16 protein-coding genes are annotated in these 19,159 nt (G+C 72.6%); 11 read left to right on the top strand and 5 right to left on the bottom strand.

Annotated elements, in window-relative coordinates; all coding sequences use genetic code 11:
* Positions 1-32: 32 nt before the first annotated feature.
* Entirely contained in the window at positions 33-1,007 is a 975-nt protein-coding gene (locus tag ACFP1K_RS05090) for a helix-turn-helix transcriptional regulator (RefSeq protein ID WP_380747388.1), read from the bottom strand.
* A 128-nt stretch (positions 1,008-1,135) separates the two neighbouring features.
* Between ACFP1K_RS05090 and ACFP1K_RS05095 the strand changes: the two genes are divergently transcribed.
* From ACFP1K_RS05095 to ACFP1K_RS05105, 3 genes are read left to right on the top strand one after another with little or no spacing between them, the layout of a single operon-like run.
* Entirely contained in the window at positions 1,136-2,743 is a 1,608-nt protein-coding gene (locus ACFP1K_RS05095; protein WP_380747390.1) for a peptide ABC transporter substrate-binding protein, read from the top strand.
* Positions 2,744-2,798: 55 nt separating this feature from the next.
* On the top strand, positions 2,799-3,725 hold the full coding sequence (locus ACFP1K_RS05100; RefSeq protein ID WP_380747392.1) for an ABC transporter permease: 927 nt from the start codon (positions 2,799-2,801) through the stop codon (positions 3,723-3,725).
* On the top strand, positions 3,718-4,620 hold the full coding sequence (locus ACFP1K_RS05105) for an ABC transporter permease (RefSeq protein ID WP_380747394.1): 903 nt from the start codon (positions 3,718-3,720) through the stop codon (positions 4,618-4,620). The genes ACFP1K_RS05100 and ACFP1K_RS05105 overlap by 8 nt, the downstream gene beginning before the upstream one ends.
* A 56-nt stretch (positions 4,621-4,676) precedes the next feature.
* On the opposite strand, the gene ACFP1K_RS05110 is transcribed toward ACFP1K_RS05105, so the two are convergent.
* On the bottom strand, positions 4,677-5,459 hold the full coding sequence (locus ACFP1K_RS05110; RefSeq protein ID WP_380747396.1) for a helix-turn-helix domain-containing protein: 783 nt from the start codon (positions 5,457-5,459) through the stop codon (positions 4,677-4,679).
* A gap of 316 nt (positions 5,460-5,775) precedes the next feature.
* Between ACFP1K_RS05110 and ACFP1K_RS05115 the strand changes: the two genes are divergently transcribed.
* The 4 genes from ACFP1K_RS05115 to ACFP1K_RS05130 all read left to right on the top strand — a co-directional run bounded on the left by ACFP1K_RS05115 (position 5,776) and on the right by ACFP1K_RS05130 (position 8,707).
* Positions 5,776-6,228: a DUF2690 domain-containing protein gene (locus tag ACFP1K_RS05115; RefSeq protein WP_380747398.1), complete on the top strand. Its 453-nt coding sequence runs from the start codon at positions 5,776-5,778 to the stop codon at positions 6,226-6,228.
* 102 nt (positions 6,229-6,330) lie between these two features.
* Positions 6,331-6,897: a DUF4166 domain-containing protein gene (locus ACFP1K_RS05120; protein ID WP_380747400.1), complete on the top strand. Its 567-nt coding sequence runs from the start codon at positions 6,331-6,333 to the stop codon at positions 6,895-6,897.
* An 84-nt stretch (positions 6,898-6,981) separates the two neighbouring features.
* Complete coding sequence (locus ACFP1K_RS05125; RefSeq protein ID WP_380747402.1) at positions 6,982-7,713, top strand: DUF899 domain-containing protein; 732 nt, start codon at positions 6,982-6,984, stop codon at positions 7,711-7,713.
* A gap of 322 nt (positions 7,714-8,035) precedes the next feature.
* Positions 8,036-8,707 (top strand): fasciclin domain-containing protein, encoded by a 672-nt coding sequence (locus ACFP1K_RS05130; RefSeq protein ID WP_380747403.1) that lies wholly within the window; start codon positions 8,036-8,038, stop codon positions 8,705-8,707.
* Between the two features lie 46 nt (positions 8,708-8,753).
* On the opposite strand, the gene ACFP1K_RS05135 is transcribed toward ACFP1K_RS05130, so the two are convergent.
* Genes ACFP1K_RS05135 through ACFP1K_RS05145 form a run of 3 tightly spaced genes read right to left on the bottom strand, consistent with a single transcriptional unit; the run spans position 8,754 to position 13,035 of the window.
* Positions 8,754-10,061, bottom strand: coding sequence for a M20/M25/M40 family metallo-hydrolase (locus ACFP1K_RS05135; RefSeq protein WP_380747405.1), 1,308 nt, complete (start codon positions 10,059-10,061; stop codon positions 8,754-8,756).
* Complete coding sequence (locus ACFP1K_RS05140) at positions 10,058-11,920, bottom strand: S9 family peptidase (protein ID WP_380747407.1); 1,863 nt, start codon at positions 11,918-11,920, stop codon at positions 10,058-10,060. The genes ACFP1K_RS05135 and ACFP1K_RS05140 overlap by 4 nt, the downstream gene beginning before the upstream one ends.
* The gene (locus ACFP1K_RS05145) at positions 11,917-13,035 is read right to left on the bottom strand and encodes a C39 family peptidase (RefSeq protein WP_380747409.1); all 1,119 of its coding nucleotides are present in this window, start codon (positions 13,033-13,035) and stop codon (positions 11,917-11,919) included. The genes ACFP1K_RS05140 and ACFP1K_RS05145 overlap by 4 nt, the downstream gene beginning before the upstream one ends.
* Before the next feature lie 121 nt (positions 13,036-13,156).
* Here ACFP1K_RS05145 and merB point away from each other — a divergent pair, with 121 nt between their 5' ends.
* The 4 genes from merB to scpA all read left to right on the top strand — a co-directional run bounded on the left by merB (position 13,157) and on the right by scpA (position 19,156).
* Complete coding sequence (gene merB, locus ACFP1K_RS05150) at positions 13,157-13,882, top strand: organomercurial lyase (protein ID WP_380747411.1); 726 nt, start codon at positions 13,157-13,159, stop codon at positions 13,880-13,882.
* 173 nt (positions 13,883-14,055) lie between these two features.
* Complete coding sequence (locus tag ACFP1K_RS05155) at positions 14,056-14,832, top strand: peptidoglycan recognition protein family protein (RefSeq protein ID WP_380747413.1); 777 nt, start codon at positions 14,056-14,058, stop codon at positions 14,830-14,832.
* Between the two features lie 344 nt (positions 14,833-15,176).
* On the top strand, positions 15,177-16,985 hold the full coding sequence (locus tag ACFP1K_RS05160) for a methylmalonyl-CoA mutase family protein (RefSeq protein WP_380747415.1): 1,809 nt from the start codon (positions 15,177-15,179) through the stop codon (positions 16,983-16,985).
* The gene (gene scpA / locus ACFP1K_RS05165; protein WP_380747417.1) at positions 16,982-19,156 is read left to right on the top strand and encodes a methylmalonyl-CoA mutase; all 2,175 of its coding nucleotides are present in this window, start codon (positions 16,982-16,984) and stop codon (positions 19,154-19,156) included. The genes ACFP1K_RS05160 and scpA overlap by 4 nt, the downstream gene beginning before the upstream one ends.
* The last annotated feature ends 3 nt before the right edge of the window (positions 19,157-19,159 follow it).

The following is a 19,159-nucleotide window of genomic DNA, read 5'->3' on the forward strand; positions in this document are numbered from 1 at the left end:
CGCGGCCCCGCCGGCGAAGGACACCACCGGTGTCAGGGCAGGTCGAGGTGGCACAGGCCTTCGGAGAGGACCTTGGTGGTCAGGCGGGTGCGGCTGTCGCAGCCGAGTTTGGCGAAGATGTGCTCCAGGTGGGTGGTCACGGTCCGGACGCTGAGCACCAGGGTCGCGGCGATCTGGGGGTTGGAGTCGCCGAGCGCGACCCGGGTCAGGACGTCCACCTCGCGGGCCGTCAGGTCGTACGGCAGCGTGCACGGGCGCTCGGCGATCACCGCGCCCTGGATGGCGCCGTTGAAGCCGACGCCGGCCCGGTGGACCCGCACCTCCCGCCACCTGCCGGTGCCGTCCAGCCACAGGCCGCGGCGCGACAGCTCGCGCGAGTCGATGAAGTCCCTGGCCAGGCCGGCCATCGCCGCCTCGCCCTCGATCGCCTCCGACGCGGGCCAGCCCGCCACGGCGCGCCGCCGCCCGCACCGTTCGAAGGCCATCGCGTGGAAGCCGGGGGGCAGGCCGAGCGGGTCGATGACGCAGCGGGTCAGGTCGGTGATGTGCGCCAGCGCGCCGGAGACCGCGATGAGCACCGTCGAGGTCTGCGGCGGGAACGTCTCGCGGGAGTTGACGTGCAGCAGGCCGGTGTAGCGGCTGCCGTCCACGAACAGCGGCGCCGTCAGCCCCGCCCGCCAGCCGTACGGCGCGAGGTGCCTGCTGAACCAGACCTCGGTGCCGGGCGACCCCATGGCGAGCGGCACCCGCGACACCATGGCACGCCGGTAGGGGTCGAGCCGGGCGTACTCCTCGGCGGCCTCCTCGTGGATCCGCGCGTAGCCCGACGACACCAGGCTGCGGTGACGGCCGGTGGCCGGGTCGAACGCCACGAAGTCGTACGCCTCGATCGGGATGATCGCGCGCAGTGCCGTCATGGCGCCGTGCGCCCCCGACCCGCCGGCCACCTGGAAACCGACTTCGGTGAACGCATGGAGGTGGCGGGTGTTCAGGGTGATCTGATCCATCACTCCTCCGCGATCATCATGACCGACGGGCCGGACCGCCGGAATACGTAATCCTTCCGATGTAGAGCCTTGCCTCGCTATTTAGCCTCTCCGGCATCACGCCCGAGCGACGGAGAGGCAGAGGAACAGTGACGGTCGTCAGCAAGGCGCGAGGTGCCGCCGTCTTCCTCGCCGCGGCGCTCGCGTTGAGCGCGTGTGGCGGTTCCGGTGGCTCCGGCGGGGACACCGGCGGCGGTGACCAGGGACCGAAGCGGTTCTCGGTCGCGCTCACCGAGCCGGACCACCTCACCCCGGGCAACACCTCCAGCAGCTACTCGATCACCGTGCTCCAGGCGTTGTTCGACACGCTGGTGGTGATCGGCCCGGACGGCACCGCGCAGATGCGGGCCGCGGAGTCGGTGACCAGCAAGGACCAGAAGACCTGGACCATCAAGATCAAGCCGGGGCAGAAGTTCCACAACGGCGAGGAGGTCACCGCGGGCAGCTTCGCCGACGCCTGGAACGCCGCCGCGTACGGCCCGAACGCCTGGACCAACAACTACTACTTCGCCAACGTCGAGGGCTACGACAAGCTGAACCCCGAGGCCGAGGGCGCCAAGCCGTCGACCGACAAGCTGAGCGGCCTGAAGGTCGTGGACCCCGTGACCCTTGAGGTGCGGCTCACCGCGCCGTTCAGCCAGTTCCCCATCACGCTGGCCTACACCGGCTTCGCGCCGATGCCGAAGGCCGCGTTCGCCGACCTCAAGGCCTACGACCAGAAGCCCATCGGCAACGGGCCCTTCGCCCTGGACGGCGAGTGGCAGCACAACCGGCAGATCGCCCTGAAGAAGTTCGACGGGTACGCGGGCCCGCGCGCCGCCAAGGCGGACGGCGTGCTGTTCAAGATCTACGCCAGCCGCGACACCGCGTACACCGACCTGCGGGCCGGGAAGGTCGACCTGCTGCAGACCATCCCGCCGGCCAGCGCCCCCGAGGCCAAGAGGCTGCTCGGCGAGCGGTTCGTGCCCACCGCCAGCGGCACCATGGACTACCTCGGCTTCCCGGTGTTCGACAAGCGGTTCCAGAGCGCCGACCTGCGCAAGGCCGTCTCCATGGCCATCGACCGGCAGGCCATCGTGGACGCCGTCTTCAACGGCGCCTTCAAGCCGATGAGCTCGCTGGTGGCGCCCCTGGTGCCCGGCTACCGCGAGGGCGCCTGCGGTGAGACGTGCGTGTACGACCCCGCCAAGGCCAAGGCGCTGTACGACAAGGCGGGCGGCCTGTCCGGCACGCTGAACCTGTACTTCTCCAACGCCGACCCGAGCTACGAGCAGTGGATGACCGCCGTGGCCAACCAGCTCAAGCAGAACCTCGGCGTCGCCGACATCAAGTTCCGCAAGATCCCCGCCGCCGACTACCTCTCCACGCTGCGTGCGAAGAAGGAGGACGGCCCGTACCGCAACAACTGGGTGATGGACTACCCGAGCCCGCAGAACTACCTGGAGTCGATGTGGGGCGCGGGCAACCGGATGGGCTGGGAGAACAAGGAGTTCACCGACCTGATCGCGCAGGCCAACGCGGCGCCGAGCATGGAGGCCAGCATCCCGCTCTACCAGCGCGCCGAGGACGTCGCGCTCGCCGAGATGCCTATGATCCCGCTGTGGAACTGGCAGGACCAGGCTGGATACTCGGCCAACGTCACCGGTGTCGCCATCGACGCCTACAGCCCCAACCTCGACACGATCTCGGTCAAGTAGGCATGCACGCCACGGGGACCCCGGCCCGTCCGGGGTCCTTGCCGGGAGGCGGCGGGTGAGGTACGCCGCCCAGCGCCTGCTGCAGGCCGTCCCGGTGTTCGTGGCGACCACCTTCCTCATCTACGCCATGGTGTGGGCGCTGCCCGGCGACCCCATCCTGGCGCTGGCGGGGGACAAGCCGCTGCCGGACGCGGTGATCCGCACCCTGCGCGCCCACTACCACCTGGACGAGCCGCTCATCGTGCAGTACGGCCTGTACATGGCGGGAGTGTTCCTGCGCGGCGACCTCGGGGAGACGTTCAACGGGCAGCAGGTCTCCGAGCTGCTCGCCGACCGCTGGGGGGTGACCGCGCAGCTCGCCCTCACCGCGTGGGTGTTCGAGCTGGTCGTCGGGATCGGCCTCGGCGTGCTCGCCGGGCTGCGCCGCGGGAGGCTCGCCGACACCGCGGTGCTGGCCGGGACGACGTTCGTGATCGCGGTCCCGGTGTTCGTCGTCGGGTACACCGCGCAGATCGTGCTCGGCCTGAACCTCGGGCTGTTCCCGACCGCCGGCACCGACGAGGGGTGGCCGGTGAGCTACCTTCTGCCGGGCATGGTGCTCGGGTCGTTCGGCCTGGCGTACGTCGCCCGGCTCACCCGCACCAGCGTGGTGGAGAACCTGCGCGCCGACTACGTGCGCACCGCCGTCGCCAAAGGCATGCGCCGGTCCCGGGTGGTGGGCAGGCACACCCTGCGCAACTCGCTGATCCCGGTCGTCACCTACCTCGGCGTCGACTTCGGCAACCTCATGGCGGGCGCCGTGGTCACCGAGGGCATCTTCAACCTGCCGGGGATCGGGCAGCAGGTGTTCCAGTCCATCCAGCTCCAGGAGGGCCCGGTGGTGGTCGGCGTCACCACCCTGCTGGTGATGATCTTCATCGTGGCCAACCTGCTCGTCGACCTGCTGTACGGCGTGCTCGACCCGAGGATCCGCCGTGGTTGACGTGAAGGCCGCCGCCGAGTCCACCGCCCCGGAGCCGGACCGGGACGCGCCCGCCTCGCTGTGGCACGACGCGTGGCTGGACCTGCGGCGCCGCGTGCTGTTCTGGGTGTCGGCCGCGATCCTCCTGGTGGCCCTCGCGATGGCGGCGTTCCCCTCGCTGTTCGCCGCGCTCGGCCCCAACGAGGGATGCGAACTGCGCAGGTCCAAGCACGGGCCCGGCGCGGGGGCGGTCTTCGGGTACGACCTGCAGGGCTGCGACTACTGGTCCCAGATCGTGCACGGCACCCGCGCCTCGGTGCTGATCGGGCTGGCCGTCACCCTGTTCGCGCTGTTCATCGCGGTCGTGCTCGGCCTGCTCGCGGGGTACTACGGCGGGGTGCTCGACGCGCTCGTGTCCCGGGTCACCGACGTCTTCTTCGGCATCCCGTTCGTGCTCGGCGCCACAGTGGTGCTGGTCGCCTTCCCCGGGCAGGGCATCTGGGCCATGACGCTGGTGCTGGTGCTGCTCGGCTGGACCACCATGACGCGGCTGATGCGCGGCCAGGTCATCGCCGTCCGGGACTCCGACTACGTGCTGGCCGCCCGCGCGCTCGGCGCCGGGGACATCCGCGTCATGGTCCGGCACATCCTGCCGAACTCCCTGGCGCCGGTCTTCGTGGTCGCCATGCTGAACGTGGGAAACGTCATCTCCGGCGAGGCGATCCTGGACTACCTTGGAGTGGGCCTGCAGTACCCGGACGTCTCCTGGGGACTGCAGCTGAACGTCGCTCAGTCCTTCTTCGCCGAGTATCCCCACCTGTTGCTGTTCCCGGCGCTGTTCCTCACCGCCACCGTGCTCAGCTTCCTGCTCCTCGGCGACGTCGTCCGGGACGCCCTGGACCCGAGGCTGCGCTGACCCGCACCGGCGTCCCGGCCGGGCCGTAGGAGGGGACCGGCCGGGACGTGCGGGCACTACTCGCAGGCGGGCAGTGCGGGGTGGTCGCGGGTGCGCACGGCGGGCAGCCAGGCGACGACGCCGGGGCCCTCGCCGACCTGGACCCTGAACCACCGCGTGGTGCCCACCCCGGTCTCGTCCGCCACGCGCTCGCCGTCGTACAGGATGCAGTCGGCGCGCAGCCGGTCGTCGTGCCACACCCGGCGGGCCACCACGTTGCCGGCGTCGTAGCTCAGCCGCGGGTCCCGGGCCAGCCCCATGCTGCACGCGGGCACCCGCCCGGCCCGCGTCCCGCAGTCCCCCTCCACGTTGTACACCCGCACCGTGGCGGCCGTCGCCGTGGGCACCACACCCCCGGCGACCCGCGGCTCCCGCCCGCTCCACCACAGGGCCCCCGTGGCCACCCCGGCGACCGCGAGCGTGGCCGTCACGACGAGGAGCGGCCGTACGAGCCCTCGGCGCCGCCCCTTCCGGGAAGGCGCACCGTCCGCCTCCTCCGAGACGGCCTCCCGCGCGGCCTCACCGGACGAGACCCGGGCGCCGTCGGACGGGACCCGGGAGGCGTCCGCGACCGCCCACAGCCGGTGCAGGTCGCGTAACTCGTCACCGCTCGCGCCGCACGCCTTGCCGAAAGCGTGCACCACGCCGTAAGTGACCGGAATCTTGGCGCCCGAGCAGTATCGGTGAAGACTGGAACTACTCGCCCCCGTCCGTTTGGCGAGCTCCTCGAAACTGACGTCCGCGCGATTCTTCAGTACGCGCAGCCGGGCGGCGAACCTTTCCGATTGCCCCGTTTGCATGATCGGATTCTCCTCGTGCGGGCTGGAGCTGAACTCGTCCGTTCCGACCGCTGAGGACATGTCCCACCCGTATCCCAGGCAGCGTGCGAAACGGCAGCTCAGGTGGATGACTGTCTCCCATTATCCCTACCGGACCGGATTTGTGGCGAGGCTTTACGCCGTGCTGCAAACCTTGGTCCCGCCTCCGGTTCACACGGCCGGGAAAACGGGGTGAAGCTCGATGCGGATACTCCATTTGCCGACGGCCCGAAAACCGGAGGTGACGGTATGTGAAAGCGGCCGCGTAATGGCCGCGACCTACGGAAGGAATGATGGCGTGAAACTCTCCACACTGGTGACCTCGGGAATCCTTGGCGCGTCGTTGATCGCAGGCACGGCGCTGACGGCGTTGCCGGCCTCCGCGGGCGTGCTGGCCTGCTCGGGCTCCGCGTGCGACGGCCTGGACCCGCAGGGCAACTGCTCGGGTGACGCCCGGACGGTCGACAGCCTCACCCTCGGCCAGGCGATCCTCGAACTCCGCTACAGCCGCGCCTGCCGCGCGACCTGGGCCCGGATCAGCAACGCCCCCTGGGTGGTGAACGACACGTTCGCCTCGTTCGCCCGCGTGGTGCGCAACAGCGACGGCCGCACCTACAGCTGCACGGTCCCGAGGGACGGCACCAGCTGCTACACCCGCATGGTCAACGACGCCAACGTCACCTCCTACGCCTACGGCGAGTGGGACTCCGGCGCGCGTGTCTACTCGGGGCGAACCGGCTCCTACTTGTAAGGCCCACCGAACGGGGATCCGCGGACGCGGGGACCACGTCCGCGGATCCCGCCGTGCCCGGCCCCCCGCGTCCGGATCCCCGGCGCGGGGGATACCGGGACCATGAGCGACACGGGGAGCGTGAGCGGGTCGGAAGAGTGGATGCGCCGTTTCCACCTGGGGACCGGGACGGTGGCCGGCACGGGGGAGCTCACCGTCCGGCGGGGGCCGGGGATCCTCGCCGGGGTCGTCTGCGCTCTGCTGCGCCTTCCGCGCACCGCCGAGGGCGTGCCGATCACCGTCGTGGTCCGCCGCCGTCCCGCCCACCACGGGCCCCGGGACGACGGCCGCGCCGTGGTGGAGCACTGGACCCGTCGCATCGGCTCCCATCGGCTGGTCACCACCCAGCTGCGCACCGGGTCCCACGGCTGGGAACGCCACGGGCCCTTCGTCCTGCACACCCGCACCGTCGCCACGCCGGGGGAGGTGGTCGTGACCCAGGACCGCGCCGTCCTCGGGGTGGGGCCGCTGTCGGTGCGGCTGCCGGTGTGGTCGGCGCCGCGGGTGTGGGCGCGGGCGCGGGCCGAGCCGGGGGAGGGGGCGCGGTTCCATCTTGAGGTGCGGGTGACGCTGCCGGTCCTCGGGTCGCTGCTGTCCTACTCCGGGCATCTGGACGAGACGCCCGCGTGATCACCCCAGAATCGGCCGCGCGCCCTGGACGGCCGGAGGTGAGGGCGATGTCATGAAGGTCGGATTCGAGTGGAAGGGGCCGGCATGGAGTTACCCAGGGTCGTGTCGCGGGACGAGTGGGTGGCGCAGCGGGTGGCGCTGCTCGCCAAGGAGAAGGAGGTGACGCGGGCGCGGGACGCGGTGAGCGCGGCGCGGCGGGCGTTGCCGATGGTGGAGGTGGACAAGGAGTACGTGTTCGAGGGGGCGGGCGGGAAGGCCGGGCTGGCGGAGCTGTTCGAGGGGCGGCGGCAGCTGATCGTCTACCACTTCATGTGGCTGCGGGACGCGGGGCAGGGGTGCGGCAGCTGCTCGTTCCTGGTGGACAACGTGGGGGAGCTGCGGCACCTGCACGCGTGCGACACGACGCTGGCGCTGGTGTCGCGGGCGCCGTTCGCCGAGATCGAGCGGTTCAGGGCGCGGATGGGGTGGAGCGTGCCGTGGTACTCGTCGCAGGGCAGTGACTTCAACTACGACTTCCACGCCACCAACGACTCGGCGGTGGCGCCGGTGGAGTACAACTACATGGACAAGGCCACGCTGGAGAGCAAGGGGCTGATGTTCCTGGCGGCCGACGGCCAGGACGGGCACGGGGCGAGCGTGTTCCTGCGGGACGGGGACCGGGTGTTCCACACCTACTCGACCTTCGGGCGGGGGCCCGAGCTGTTCCTGACCACCTACAACTACCTCGACGTGACGCCGCTCGGGCGGCAGAGGTACGTCAACGAGTTCCCGTACCACGACACCTACGGGGAGGACGCGGGCCCGGCCTGCCACTGATTCCGGCGAAAGCCGCAAAACCGGTTAAATCCCCTGTGGGTGTATAGCGCTGCGAGATCAGCGGGACGTTGTGTCCCGGTCCGGAGGATGCTTCCCCGGCGTGGGTCAAAGGCCGACCCCACCGCCGGGGGGTACCCGGGATGGCGGGGTACGGGTGGGGTGAGGCGGCGGGAGAATCTCCCGCCGGTTGCGATCGACATCGCCGGCCGTCAGGGGGGCTGACGGTCATGTGCCCCGCCTTGCGGCCGGCCACCGCCGGTCCGGGGAACCAGGTCACTCACCACGTGGCCGTTCACCACACCCACAAAAGGGGACAGACGCCATGAAATCTCGTCTTCTCGCCCTTCCTCTAGCGGCAGCGACCCTGTCGATCTCCGCGACGTACGCCGCCGCCACCACCGGTGGCGGCACAGGGACGGCCTACGTGCCGGCGACGGCCGGGGTGCGCGTCCAGCCCACCGAACCGCCCGAAGACTCGCCGACCGCCACGCCCACCGAGTCCACCAGCGCCTCGCCGGGCATGGCCCCCGTCGGCCCCGGCTGCGGCAGTCTCCCGAAGTCCGGCCCCGGCAGCCCGGCCGACCTCGCCGGCCAGCCCGTCGGCACCGCCCTGTCGCAGATCCCCGAGCTGTCCACCCTCTCGCGGGCGGTGGAGAAGGCGGACCTGAAGGACACGCTCGACTCGGCCGAGGACATCACGGTCTTCGCGCCGGTCGACAAGTCCTTCGAGAAGATCCCCAAGGAGACGCTCGACAAGGTCATGGACGACAAGGAGACGCTGCAGGAGCTGCTCAAGTACCACATCGTCAAGAAGCGCCTCGCCCCGGCGGACCTCGCCAACGGCAACTTCACCTCGGTGCAGGGCGGCAAGATCACCACCAGTGGCTCCGGCCAGGACTTCAAGGTGAACGACGCCAAGGTGCTGTGCGGCAACATCCAGACCAAGAACGCCACCGTCTACCTCATCGACGCGGTGCTCAAGCCGCGCGGATAAAGCCGATGCGGAACCGCGCCGCGGGTGCGGCGCGGTTCCCGTCCGCTCAGGCGGGGGCGGTCAGCAGGCGGTCCAGCACGCGGACGCCGAACTCCAGCCCCGCGACCGGGACGCGCTCGTCCACGCCGTGGAACATGCCGAAGTAGTCCAGCCCCGGGTCCAGCAGCAGCGGCGCGAAGCCGTAGCCGCGGATGCCGATCTTCGCGAAGGACTTGGCGTCGGTGCCGCCGGTCATGACGTACGGCACCGGGCGGGCCCCGGGGTCCTCGGCCGTCAGGGCGGTGCACAGGTCGTCGAACAGGCCCGTCGTGGGGGAGGCGACGGCGTCGTCGGAGGTGACGAACTCGCGGGTGATCTTCGGGCCGAGCAGCTCGTCGATCGTCGCGAGGAACTCGTCGCGGAAGCCGGGCAGGAAACGGCCGTCGACCTGCGCCTCGGCGGTCCCGGGGATGACGTTCACCTTGTAGCCGGCGTTCAGCATGGTGGGGTTGGCCGAGTTGCGGATGACGCCCTTGAACAGCGTGCCCGCCCGGCCGAGCCGGACGGCCTCCTCGTCCAGCCGGTCCAGGTCGACGGTGGTGCCGAGCGCCTTGCCGAGGTCGGCGATGAGCGTGGCGACCGCCGGGGTGAGCCGCACCGGCCAGCGGTGGTCGGCGATCCGGGCCAGCGCCCGGCACAGCTCGGCCACGGGGTTGTCCACCGGCGGCTTGGACCCGTGCCCGGCCACGCCGTGCGCCGTGACCTTCATCCAGGCCGTGCCGCGCTCGCCCACCGCGACCGGGTAGACCCGCCGGGACGCGCCGTCCGTGCCGTCCGCGCCGCCGGGGACGGTGACGCTGAAGCCGCCGGACTCGCTGATCGCCTCGGTGCAGCCCTCGAACAGCTCGCGGCGCCGGGTGACGGCGTACCCCGCGCCGTACTCGCCGGTGGCCTCCTCGTCGGCGAGGAACGCCAGCACGACGTCCCGCTTCGGCCGCCGCCCCTCGCGGGCCCACCGGCGGACCAGCGCCAGGGTCATGGACAGGGTGCCCTTCATGTCGACCGCGCCGCGCCCGTGCACGCAACCGTCCTCGATCTCGCCGGAGAACGGGTGGATGCGCCACTCGGCGGGGTCGGCGGGCACCACGTCCAGGTGCCCGTGGATCAGCAGGCCGTCGGGGTCCTCGCCGGGGATCCGGGCGACGACGCTGGTGCGGCGGGGCGCGGACTCGAAGATCTCCGCTTCGACACCGGCCTCGGCCAGCAGCCCCGCGACGTACTCGGCCGCCGTGCGTTCTCCTGGACCGCCCGGCGTGCCGTCGTTGGTGGTGTTGATTCTGAGCAGGTCCGAGCAGATGCCCGCCACCTCGTTCACGTTCTTCCCTTCAGGGTCAGCGGCGGCACCTCGGGAGTGGGGACGTCGAAGATGAGCCCGTAGAACGCGAGCTCTGCCTCCAGTGCCGCGACGATGGTCTCCTTCTTCCTCCAGCCGTGCTGTTCCCCGGGAAAGGTCAGGTAGGCCCACCGGCCCCCGGAGGCGTCCAGCGCGGCGAGGAAGCGTTCGGCCTGCCCGTGGTCCACGATGGCGTCCTCCAGGCCGTGCAGCAGCAGGGCCGGTCCGGACGCCCGGGCGGCGTGCAGGGTGGGCGAGCGGTCCAGGTACCGCCGGCGCGTCCCGGGCAGCGGGCCGATCAGCCCGTCCAGGTAGCGGGACTCGAAGTCGTGGGTCTCCCCGGCCCAGGCCTCGGGGTCGGTGATGGCGTACCGCGCGACCGCGCCGCGGAACACGGTGCTGTGGGTGAGCGCGGCGAGGGCCGTCCAGCCGCCCGCGCTGCCGCCCCTGATGGCGATCCGCGCGGGGTCGGCGAGTCCGGCGGCGGCCAGCCCGCGCGCCACGGTCTCGCTGTCGCGCACGTCCACCACGCCCCACCGGTGGCGCAGCCGCTCGCGGTAGGCCCGGCCGTACCCTGTGGAGCCGCCGTAGTTGACCTGCGCCACGCCGATGCCCCTGCTGGTGAAGTACGCGGCCTCCAGGTCGAACACCAGCGGGCTCGCGCCGGTCGGCCCGCCGTGCACGAAGATCGCGTACGGGGCGGGGCCGCCCCCGGCCGGGGGGTACACGTGGGCGTGCACGCCGTCGAAGACCATCGCCTCGGGGCACGGCAGGGCCTCGGCGGGAGGCAGCCGCTTGGGCGGCGACACCACCTGGTGCTCGCCGGTGGCGAGGTCGGTCACCACCACCTCGAACGGCCGGTACGGCGTCGCGCCCACCCCCGCGACGGCCGTCCCGCCGGGGGACACCGACAGGGTGGGCGCCCAGTAGGTGTACGGGTCGCCGAGGTCGGCGATCTCGCCGGTGGCCGGGTCCAGCACGGCGAGGCGCCGCCCGCCCGCCGTGCCGTAGATCACGGCGACCCGGTCGCCCGCCGGGGCGAACCAGGTGTAGCCGAGCTTCCAGGCGGCGTCACCGAACTCCAGCGGCATGTCCGCGAGGTTCCGCGCCGGGCCGCCGTCCAGCGGGACCAGGTGGAGGTTCCACCAGCCCGTCGGGTCGGTCACCGCGTACAGCGCGCCCTCGTCGCGCCACTCGGCCTGCGCCACCGCCTCGGCCGGGCCGCCCGCCACCACGTGGTGCGGCCCCGCGGTGCCGTCGGCGCGCAGCGGCGCCACGCACAGCTCGGTGCCGTCCCACGGCATGGCCGGGTGGTCCCAGCCGATCCAGGCGATCCACCGGCCGCCGGGGGACACCCTGGGGTTCATCACGAAGTGGTGGGCCGTCACGACCTCCCGGGCCGGGCCGCCGTCCAGCGGCACCGCCACCACCTGGCGCCGCTCGTCGGTCTCCCGCACGCACCAGACCTCGCCGCCGCGCACCATCAGGTCGGCGTACCGGTCGGGGCCGGGCGGGGTCAGCGGCTCGGGCTCGCCGCCGGGGGAGAGCTGGTACAGCCGCCGGTCGTCCCAGTGGGTGAACACCAGGCCGCCGCCGGGCAGCGGGCGCCAGGAGCGCCCGCCGTACTCGATCACCCGGTTGCGGGCGTTCCAGCCCCGTGGCAGCACGTCCCGCACGGCGCCGGACACCTCGCGCCGCACGACGCAGCGCCGCCCGCCCTCGGCGGGCCGGGGCTCGTCCCACCAGATCTCCTCGCCGCCGGGCACCGGGACGATCTCCACCCACTGGGGGCGGTCGTCCACGCGCGCGACGTCGTCGGCCGTGATGGGAGAAGGGATCACCAGTTGCCCTCTGAAGGTGGTAGCGCGATGCCGGGCGGGTGGACGACATGGACGATTCCCGCGCTCCCCGTGCCGCGTAACCAGACGTTCTCGAACGCTGCCCGGGGATAGGTTCTCTTGACCGTCTCGTCGGACGGTCCCGCCGGATCGTTGGCGATCACATCGCCCTCGGCGGTGAACCCGGTCACCACCATGATATGGCCGCGGGTGGAGTACCCCGAGCCCGGGAGCTCGTGCTCCTTGAACGACTGCGAGGTGATGACCGGCACGCCCGCCAGGATGAACCGTTCCATCTCCCGCAGCGAGCGCAGCCGGGTGACCAGTCCCCGCAGCCCGTACCGCCCGGCGTAGGCGACGCCGAAGGGCCAGTTCCCGGTGCCCTGGTAGCTGTGGTCGTACATGTCGCGGGCGGCGTGGTCCACGGCGGGGCACGGGTCGGCGGGGTCCACGAAGGCCAGCTCGGTGGGCTCCGGCCCCCGTCCCCAGTACCGCAGGACCATGGTCATGGAGGCCGGGCTGCACCACGCCTCGCCCCCGCCGCCCCACTGGGGGTGGTGCCCGGCGTGGATCCGCTGCGAGTGGGGCGGCACGTCCAGCTCGGCCCCCCGCCCCTCGCCCGGCGCGCTCGGCGGCACCGAGGCACGTCCGGGCACGGCCGAGGCCATGACCCCCGCGCAGTGCACGGCCGCCCCGGTGCCGTGCAGCGTGAGCCGCAGCCGGTACGCGGTCACCGGCCGGGTGGCGACGAAGGTGTCGACCGCCACGTCGCCGTGCTCGTCGCCCTGACCGGGCAGCGACGTGCGGTGGATGTCGTCGCCGCCCTCGGCCCAGCGCCCCATGTCGTACCACTTGGTCGTCTCGCCGGTCGCGGTGCGCGCGCGCAGCTCGACCCGCAGCCAGGAGCCCTTGGGGGCGGACGCGGTCCACGAGGGGACGAGCTGGGTGGCGGGGAAGCCGATCTCCTGCTCCGCGGAGGTCCACCGCGTGTACGGCCAGGTGGTGGTCTCGGTGCCGAAGGGATCGAGATAGGTGGTCACGCCGTCCTCCGCCGGGACGACGCCGCTCCAGCGGCGGAAGTTGATGAGGCCGGGTTCTGCCGGTGTCGGAGTGACCACCTGGCCGATTGTGCTTTGGGGGTCTGTGCGGCACATCGGATGGTTTACGTATCCGGGGGGCGGTTCCCCCGGGGGCGGGCGGCGCCGCATCGACCGAGGTCAGGATGGGTAAAGGCCCCGCATGCTCGATCTGGCCGACGTGCGGATGTTCGTCTACCGGCGGTTCGCCGAGCGGGGGTCGCCACCGTCCCCCGAGGAGGTGGCCGCCGAGTTCGGCGCCGAGCCGGAGGTAGCTCTCGGCGCGCTGCGGGGGTTGCACGAGGCGCATCTGCTGGTGCTGGACGGCGCGCGGCGGCGGATCGTGATGGCCCACCCGTGGTCGGCGGTCCCGCTCGGCTTCGTGGTGGCGGGCCGCGAGGTGATGTGGTGGGGCGGCTGCGCCTGGGACTCGTTCGCGATCCCCGCGCTGGTCGGCGAGCCGTGCCTGGTGGCGACCCACTGCCCCGGCTGCGGGCGGGCGGTGGCGCTGGACGTGAGCCCCGACGCGCCCCCCGCCGCCTCCCTGGTGGCCCACTTCCTGGTGCCGATCCCGCGCATGTGGGACGACGTGATGTTCGCCTGCGGGCACCAGTCGCTGTTCTGCTCGGAGGAGCACGTGGGCCGCTGGCTGCGTGAGACGCGGTATCCGCGGGGGGTGCTGCTGGACATGCGCACGTTGTGGCTGCTCGCCACCCGGTGGTACGCCGGGCGCATGACCCGGGGGTACCGCCGGCGCACCCCGGACGAGGCGCGGGCGTTGTTTCGTGGCCTAGGGCTTTCCGGCCCGTTCTGGGGGGACGAGGCTGATTCCGGAGGGTCGGCCGCCGAGCCGATGGATCGATCTAATACGCCGCCATATACCCGTTAATCTCGGTATATGGCTGCTGCACATCGCGGAACCTGTACTTAGTGGTTAGCCGCAATGGTTAGGGTAGTCATACGGATTCGATCCACTGTGATCCGTTATATGCGGTTTGCGGGTCCCTGATCGGGACAGTGGGTTAAAAGTTCTGCAACGTCCGTTTCCCCCTGGAGAAGTTCGTGGCCATCGACCTCGTGACGCGCAATGCCTGGGGTGCCCGGGCGCCGCGCGGCTCCTATTCGAATCTTTCGTCCACCAAGGGCGTCAAGGTGCACTACACCGGCGGCCGGGTCGACCCGGCGATCGTCAACGACCACGCCAGGTGCGTCGCCGTGGTGAAGTCCATCCAGAACCAGCACATGGACGGGAACGGCTGGATGGACATCGGCTACTCGATGGTGGCCTGCCCGCACCGCAAGGTGTTCGTCGGGCGCGGCCCGCACCACCTGCCCGCCGCCAACGGGCCGGGCCTCAACTCCGGGCACTACGCCGTGCTCGGGCTGGTCGGCAACACGGGGCTGGTCAAGCCGCCGGACGCCATGCTGCACGGCATCGTCGACGCGATCGAGTACCTTCGCGCCGAGGGCGGCGCCGGCCGGGAGATCAAGGGCCACCGCGACGGGTACGCCACCGAGTGCCCCGGCGCGGAGCTGTACGCCTGGGTCAAGAAGGGCGCCCCGCGCCCCGGCGGCGACCCCGACCCCGGGCCGCCCGGCGAGCAGCACCCCAAGTGGTCCGGACGGCTGCTGAAGTACCCGCCGGTCATGCGCGGCGAGGACGTGCGCACCTGGCAGGGCCAGATGGACAAGCGCGGCTGGACCATCGACGTGGACGGCGCCTACGGCGAGCAGTCCCGGGACGTGTGCATCGGCTTCCAGCAGCAGCAGGGCCTCGACGACGACGGCGTCGTCGGCCGCCTCACCTGGAACGCCGCCTTCGAGGCCCCCATCACCTGACCTTTCTCCCGCGTACACCGCCCGCCGCCGCCCCCGCTCCGGGACGGCGGCGTTCGCGTGCCCGGCCCCTGAGCCGCGTGCCCCGCGGACGGGCGGGCACGGGCCGTGGCCGGGGAACGCGGGCCGGTGCCGCCGGGCGGGTGCCGCCGGGCGGGGGACGCGGGGCGGTGCCGCCGGGCGGGGGACGCGGGGCGGTGCCGTTGGCCGGGGGACGCGGGCGATAACGTGGGCTCGGGGGCGTACGCGGTGCGCTTTCCGTCCGGGATGGGCGGGATCGCCGCGATCTTCGTGTCGTGGGCGCCCCGGCGGCTCCACGGGGCCGCGCAACGCTTAGCATCCAGGACATGACGGTGCAGCCTGACCGGCTACGGCCGGATCCCGGTTTCCCGGCCGCGACGCGGGAGGAGTGGCGGCGGCTGGCCGCCGCCGTGCTCCGCAGATCCGGGGCCGAGGCCGGATCCCCCGAGGAGGCCCTGGCCTACACGACCTACGACGGCGTTGTGGTGCGGCCGCTGTACGACCCGGGCGACCTGCCCGTCGACCCGGGCCTACCGGGTTTCGCCCCCTACGTCCGGGGCGGCCGGCCGGTGAGCGGCGCGGAGCCCGGCTGGGACGTCCGCCAGCGGCACGCCCACCCCGACCCCGCGACCTCCCGCGAGGCCGTGCTCGCCGACCTGGAGAACGGCGTCACCTCCCTCTGGCTGGTCCTCGGCGACGACGGCCTGGATCCCGCCGCGCTCCCCGAGGTGCTGGACGGCGTCCTGCTCGACCTCGCGCCGGTCGTCCTGGACGCGGGCGCCCGCACCGCCGAGGCCGCCGCGACGTACCTCCGGCTGGCGGCCCCCAAGGGCGCCGCCCCCGGCGGGAACCTCGGCGCCGACCCGATCGGCCTGCGGGCCCGCACCGGGGCCACGGCCCCGCTGGACCTCCCCGCCCTCGCCGGACTCGCCGCGGAGCACGGCCTGCGCGCGATCACCATCGACGCCACGCCGTACCACGACGCCGGCGGCGCCGACGCCGAGGAGCTCGGCTGCTCGATCGCCACCGGCGTCGCCTACCTGCGCGTCCTCACCGATGCCGGGCTGACCGAACGGGAGGCGTTCGAGCAGATCGCGTTCCGGTACGCCGCCACCGCCGACCAGTTCCTCACCATCGCCAAGTTCCGCGCCGCGCGGCGCCTGTGGGCCAGGGTCGCCGAGGCTTGCGGCGTGCACGACGGCGCCGGACAGGTGCAGCACGCCGTCACGTCCTCGGCGATGATGACCGCCCGCGACCCGTGGGTGAACATGCTGCGCACCACGCTGGCCTGCTTCGCCGCGGGCGTCGGCGGCGCGGACGCCGTCACCGTCCAGCCGTTCGACGCGCGCCTCGGCCTGCCCGACGCCTTCGCCCGGCGCATCGCCCGCAACACCCACGCCCTGCTGGTCGAGGAGGCCGGGGTGGCCCGGGTGATCGACCCGGCCGGCGGGTCCTGGTACGTCGAGCGGCTCACCGCCGACCTGGCCGGGCGCGCCTGGGAGTGGTTCCAGGAGATCGAGCGCGCGGGCGGCGCCGAGGCCGCCCTGGACCGGCTGATCCCCGAGCGCCTCGCCGCCACCTGGGAGCGCAGGTCCCGCGACATCGCCCACCGCGCCGCCCCCCTCACCGGGGTCAGCGAGTTCCCCAACCTGGACGAACGCCTGCCCGTCCGCGAGCCCGCCCCCCGTCCCGCGGGCGGCGGCCTGCCCCGGGTGCACTACGCGCGGGGCTTCGAGGACCTGCGGGACCGCGCCGACCGCGCGCCCACCCGCCCGGCGGTGTTCCTCGCCACCATCGGCCCGGTCGCCGCGCACACCGCCAGGGCGTCGTTCGCCGCCAACCTCTTCCAGGCGGGCGGCCTCGCCACCGTGACCGGCGGCACGGGCACCGACCCCGCGGAGATCGCCGCGGCGTTCCGCCAGGCCGGGACCACCGTGGCGTGCCTGTGCTCCAGCGACGCGCTCTACGCCGAGCACGCCTCCGCCGTCGCCGCCGCGCTGCGCGGGGCAGGGGCGAAACGCGTCTGGCTGGCGGGCCGCGGCCGTCACGACGGGGTGGACGCCACCGTGCACGCCGGATGCGACGCGCTCGCCGCGCTGAACACGACGTTCGACGACCTGGGAGTGGCCCCGTGATCCCCGACTTCACCGCCGTCGCCCTGGACTCCGGGGCGCCGGACACCGCGCCGGAGCGCTGGGAGGCGGCCGTCCGGGAGCTGACCGGCGCCGACCCCGCCGTGTGGGAGACCCCCGAGGGCATCGCGGTCAAGCACCTGTACACCGCCGCCGACCTCCAGGGCCTGGACCACCTGCCCGGCTACCCCGGCGTCGCGCCGTACCTGCGCGGCCCCTACCCGACGATGTACGTCAACCAGCCCTGGACCATCAGGCAGTACGCCGGGTTCTCCACCGCCCGCGACTCCAACGCCTTCTACCGCCGCAACCTCGCCGCGGGGCAGAAGGGCCTGTCGGTGGCGTTCGACCTCGCCACCCACCGCGGCTACGACTCCGACCACCCCCGCGTCGCGGGCGACGTCGGCATGGCGGGCGTGGCGATCGACTCGATCTACGACATGCGGCGGCTGTTCGACGGCATCCCGCTGGACCGCATGAGCGTGTCGATGACCATGAACGGCGCCGTGCTGCCCGTGCTCGCGCTGTACATCGTGGCCGCCGAGGAGCAGGGGGTGCCGCCGGAGAAGCTGGCGGGGACCATCCAGAACGACATCCTCAAAGAGTTCATGGTCCGCAACACCTACATCTACCCGCCCGGCCCGTCGATGCGGATCATCTCCGACATCTTCGGCTACACCTCCGAGCGGATGCCGAAGTTCAACTCCATCTCGATCTCCGGCTACCACATCCAGGAGGCCGGGGCCACCTGCGACCTGGAGCTCGCCTACACCCTCGCCGACGGCGTCGAGTACCTCCGCGCCGGGGTCGGCGCGGGCCTCGGCATCGACGCGTTCGCGCCGCGGCTGTCGTTCTTCTGGTGCATCGGCATGAACTTCTTCATGGAGGTCGCCAAGCTCCGCGCCGCCCGCCTGCTGTGGGCCCGCATCGTGCGCGGCTTCGGCGCCGCCGACCCCAAGTCGCTGTCGCTGCGCACCCACAGCCAGACCTCCGGCTGGTCCCTGACCGCCCAGGACGTGTTCAACAACGTGGTCCGCACCTGCGTGGAGGCCATGGCCGCCACCCAGGGCCACACCCAGTCGCTGCACACCAACGCCCTGGACGAGGCGCTGGCCCTGCCCACCGACTTCTCCGCCCGCGTCGCGCGCAACACCCAGCTGCTGCTCCAGCAGGAGTCGGGCACCTGCCGGGTGATCGACCCCTGGGGCGGCAGCGCGTACGTCGAGCGGCTCACCGCCGAGCTGGCCGGCCGGGCGTGGGAGCACATCGAGGAGGTGGAGCGGGCCGGCGGTATGGCCAAGGCCATCGACGCCGGGCTGCCCAAGCTGCGCATCGAGGAGGCCGCCGCCCGCACCCAGGCCCGCATCGACTCCGGCAGGCAGCCGGTGATCGGGGTCAACAAGTACCGCCCGGCGGCCGACGAGCCGATCGAGGTGCTGCGGGTCGACAACTCGGCCGTGCGCGCCGAGCAGATCGAGGGCCTGCGCCGCCTGCGGGCCGAGCGCGACCAGGCGGCCTGCGACGCCGCGCTCGACGCCCTCACCCGGGGCGCCGCCGGGGACGGCAACCTGCTCGCCCTCGCGGTGGACGCGGCCAGGGCCATGGCCACCGTCGGGGAGATCTCCGACGCGCTGGAGAAGGTCTTCGGGCGGCACGCCGGCCAGGTCCGTACCATCACGGGCGTGTACCGCGACGAGGCGGGAGACTCCGCCGGCATCGAGAACGCCCGCGCGGCCTGCGCCGCGTTCCAGCGCGAGGAGGGCCGCCGTCCCCGCATCCTGGTCGCCAAGATCGGCCAGGACGGGCACGACCGCGGCCAGAAGGTCATCGCCACCGCCTTCGCCGACCTCGGGTTCGACGTGGACGTGGGCCCCCTGTTCCAGACGCCCGCCGAGGTGGCGCGCCAGGCCGTGGAGGCCGACGTGCACATCGTCGGGGTGTCCTCGCTGGCGGCCGGTCACATGGCCCTGGTGCCCGAGCTGCGCGACAAGCTCGCCGAGCTGGGCCGGGACGACATCATGATCGTCGTGGGCGGGGTGATCCCGCCGGACGACATCCCGGCGCTGCGCGCCGCGGGAGCCGCCGCGGTCTTCCCGCCCGGCACGGTCATCGCCGACGCCGCGCTGGACCTGCTGCGCGACCTGTCCGCCCGGCTCGGACACGCCGCGTCTTGAGCC

Source organism: Sphaerisporangium aureirubrum, assembly GCF_042658925.1.
Lineage (GTDB): Bacteria > Actinomycetota > Actinomycetes > Streptosporangiales > Streptosporangiaceae > Sphaerisporangium > Sphaerisporangium aureirubrum.

What these genes read in the sequence shown, in the direction of transcription:
- ACFP1K_RS05090 (WP_380747388.1), bottom strand. Translation starts at nt 1,007, where the DNA reads ATGGATCAGATCACCCTGAACACCCGCCACCTCCATGCGTTCACCGAA.
- ACFP1K_RS05110 (WP_380747396.1), bottom strand. Translation starts at nt 5,459, where the DNA reads ATGCAAACGGGGCAATCGGAAAGGTTCGCCGCCCGGCTGCGCGTACTG.
- ACFP1K_RS05120 (WP_380747400.1), top strand. Translation starts at nt 6,331, where the DNA reads ATGAGCGACACGGGGAGCGTGAGCGGGTCGGAAGAGTGGATGCGCCGT.
- ACFP1K_RS05125 (WP_380747402.1), top strand. Translation starts at nt 6,982, where the DNA reads ATGGAGTTACCCAGGGTCGTGTCGCGGGACGAGTGGGTGGCGCAGCGG.
- ACFP1K_RS05130 (WP_380747403.1), top strand. Translation starts at nt 8,036, where the DNA reads ATGAAATCTCGTCTTCTCGCCCTTCCTCTAGCGGCAGCGACCCTGTCG.
- merB (WP_380747411.1), top strand. Translation starts at nt 13,157, where the DNA reads ATGCTCGATCTGGCCGACGTGCGGATGTTCGTCTACCGGCGGTTCGCC.
- ACFP1K_RS05160 (WP_380747415.1), top strand. Translation starts at nt 15,177, where the DNA reads ATGACGGTGCAGCCTGACCGGCTACGGCCGGATCCCGGTTTCCCGGCC.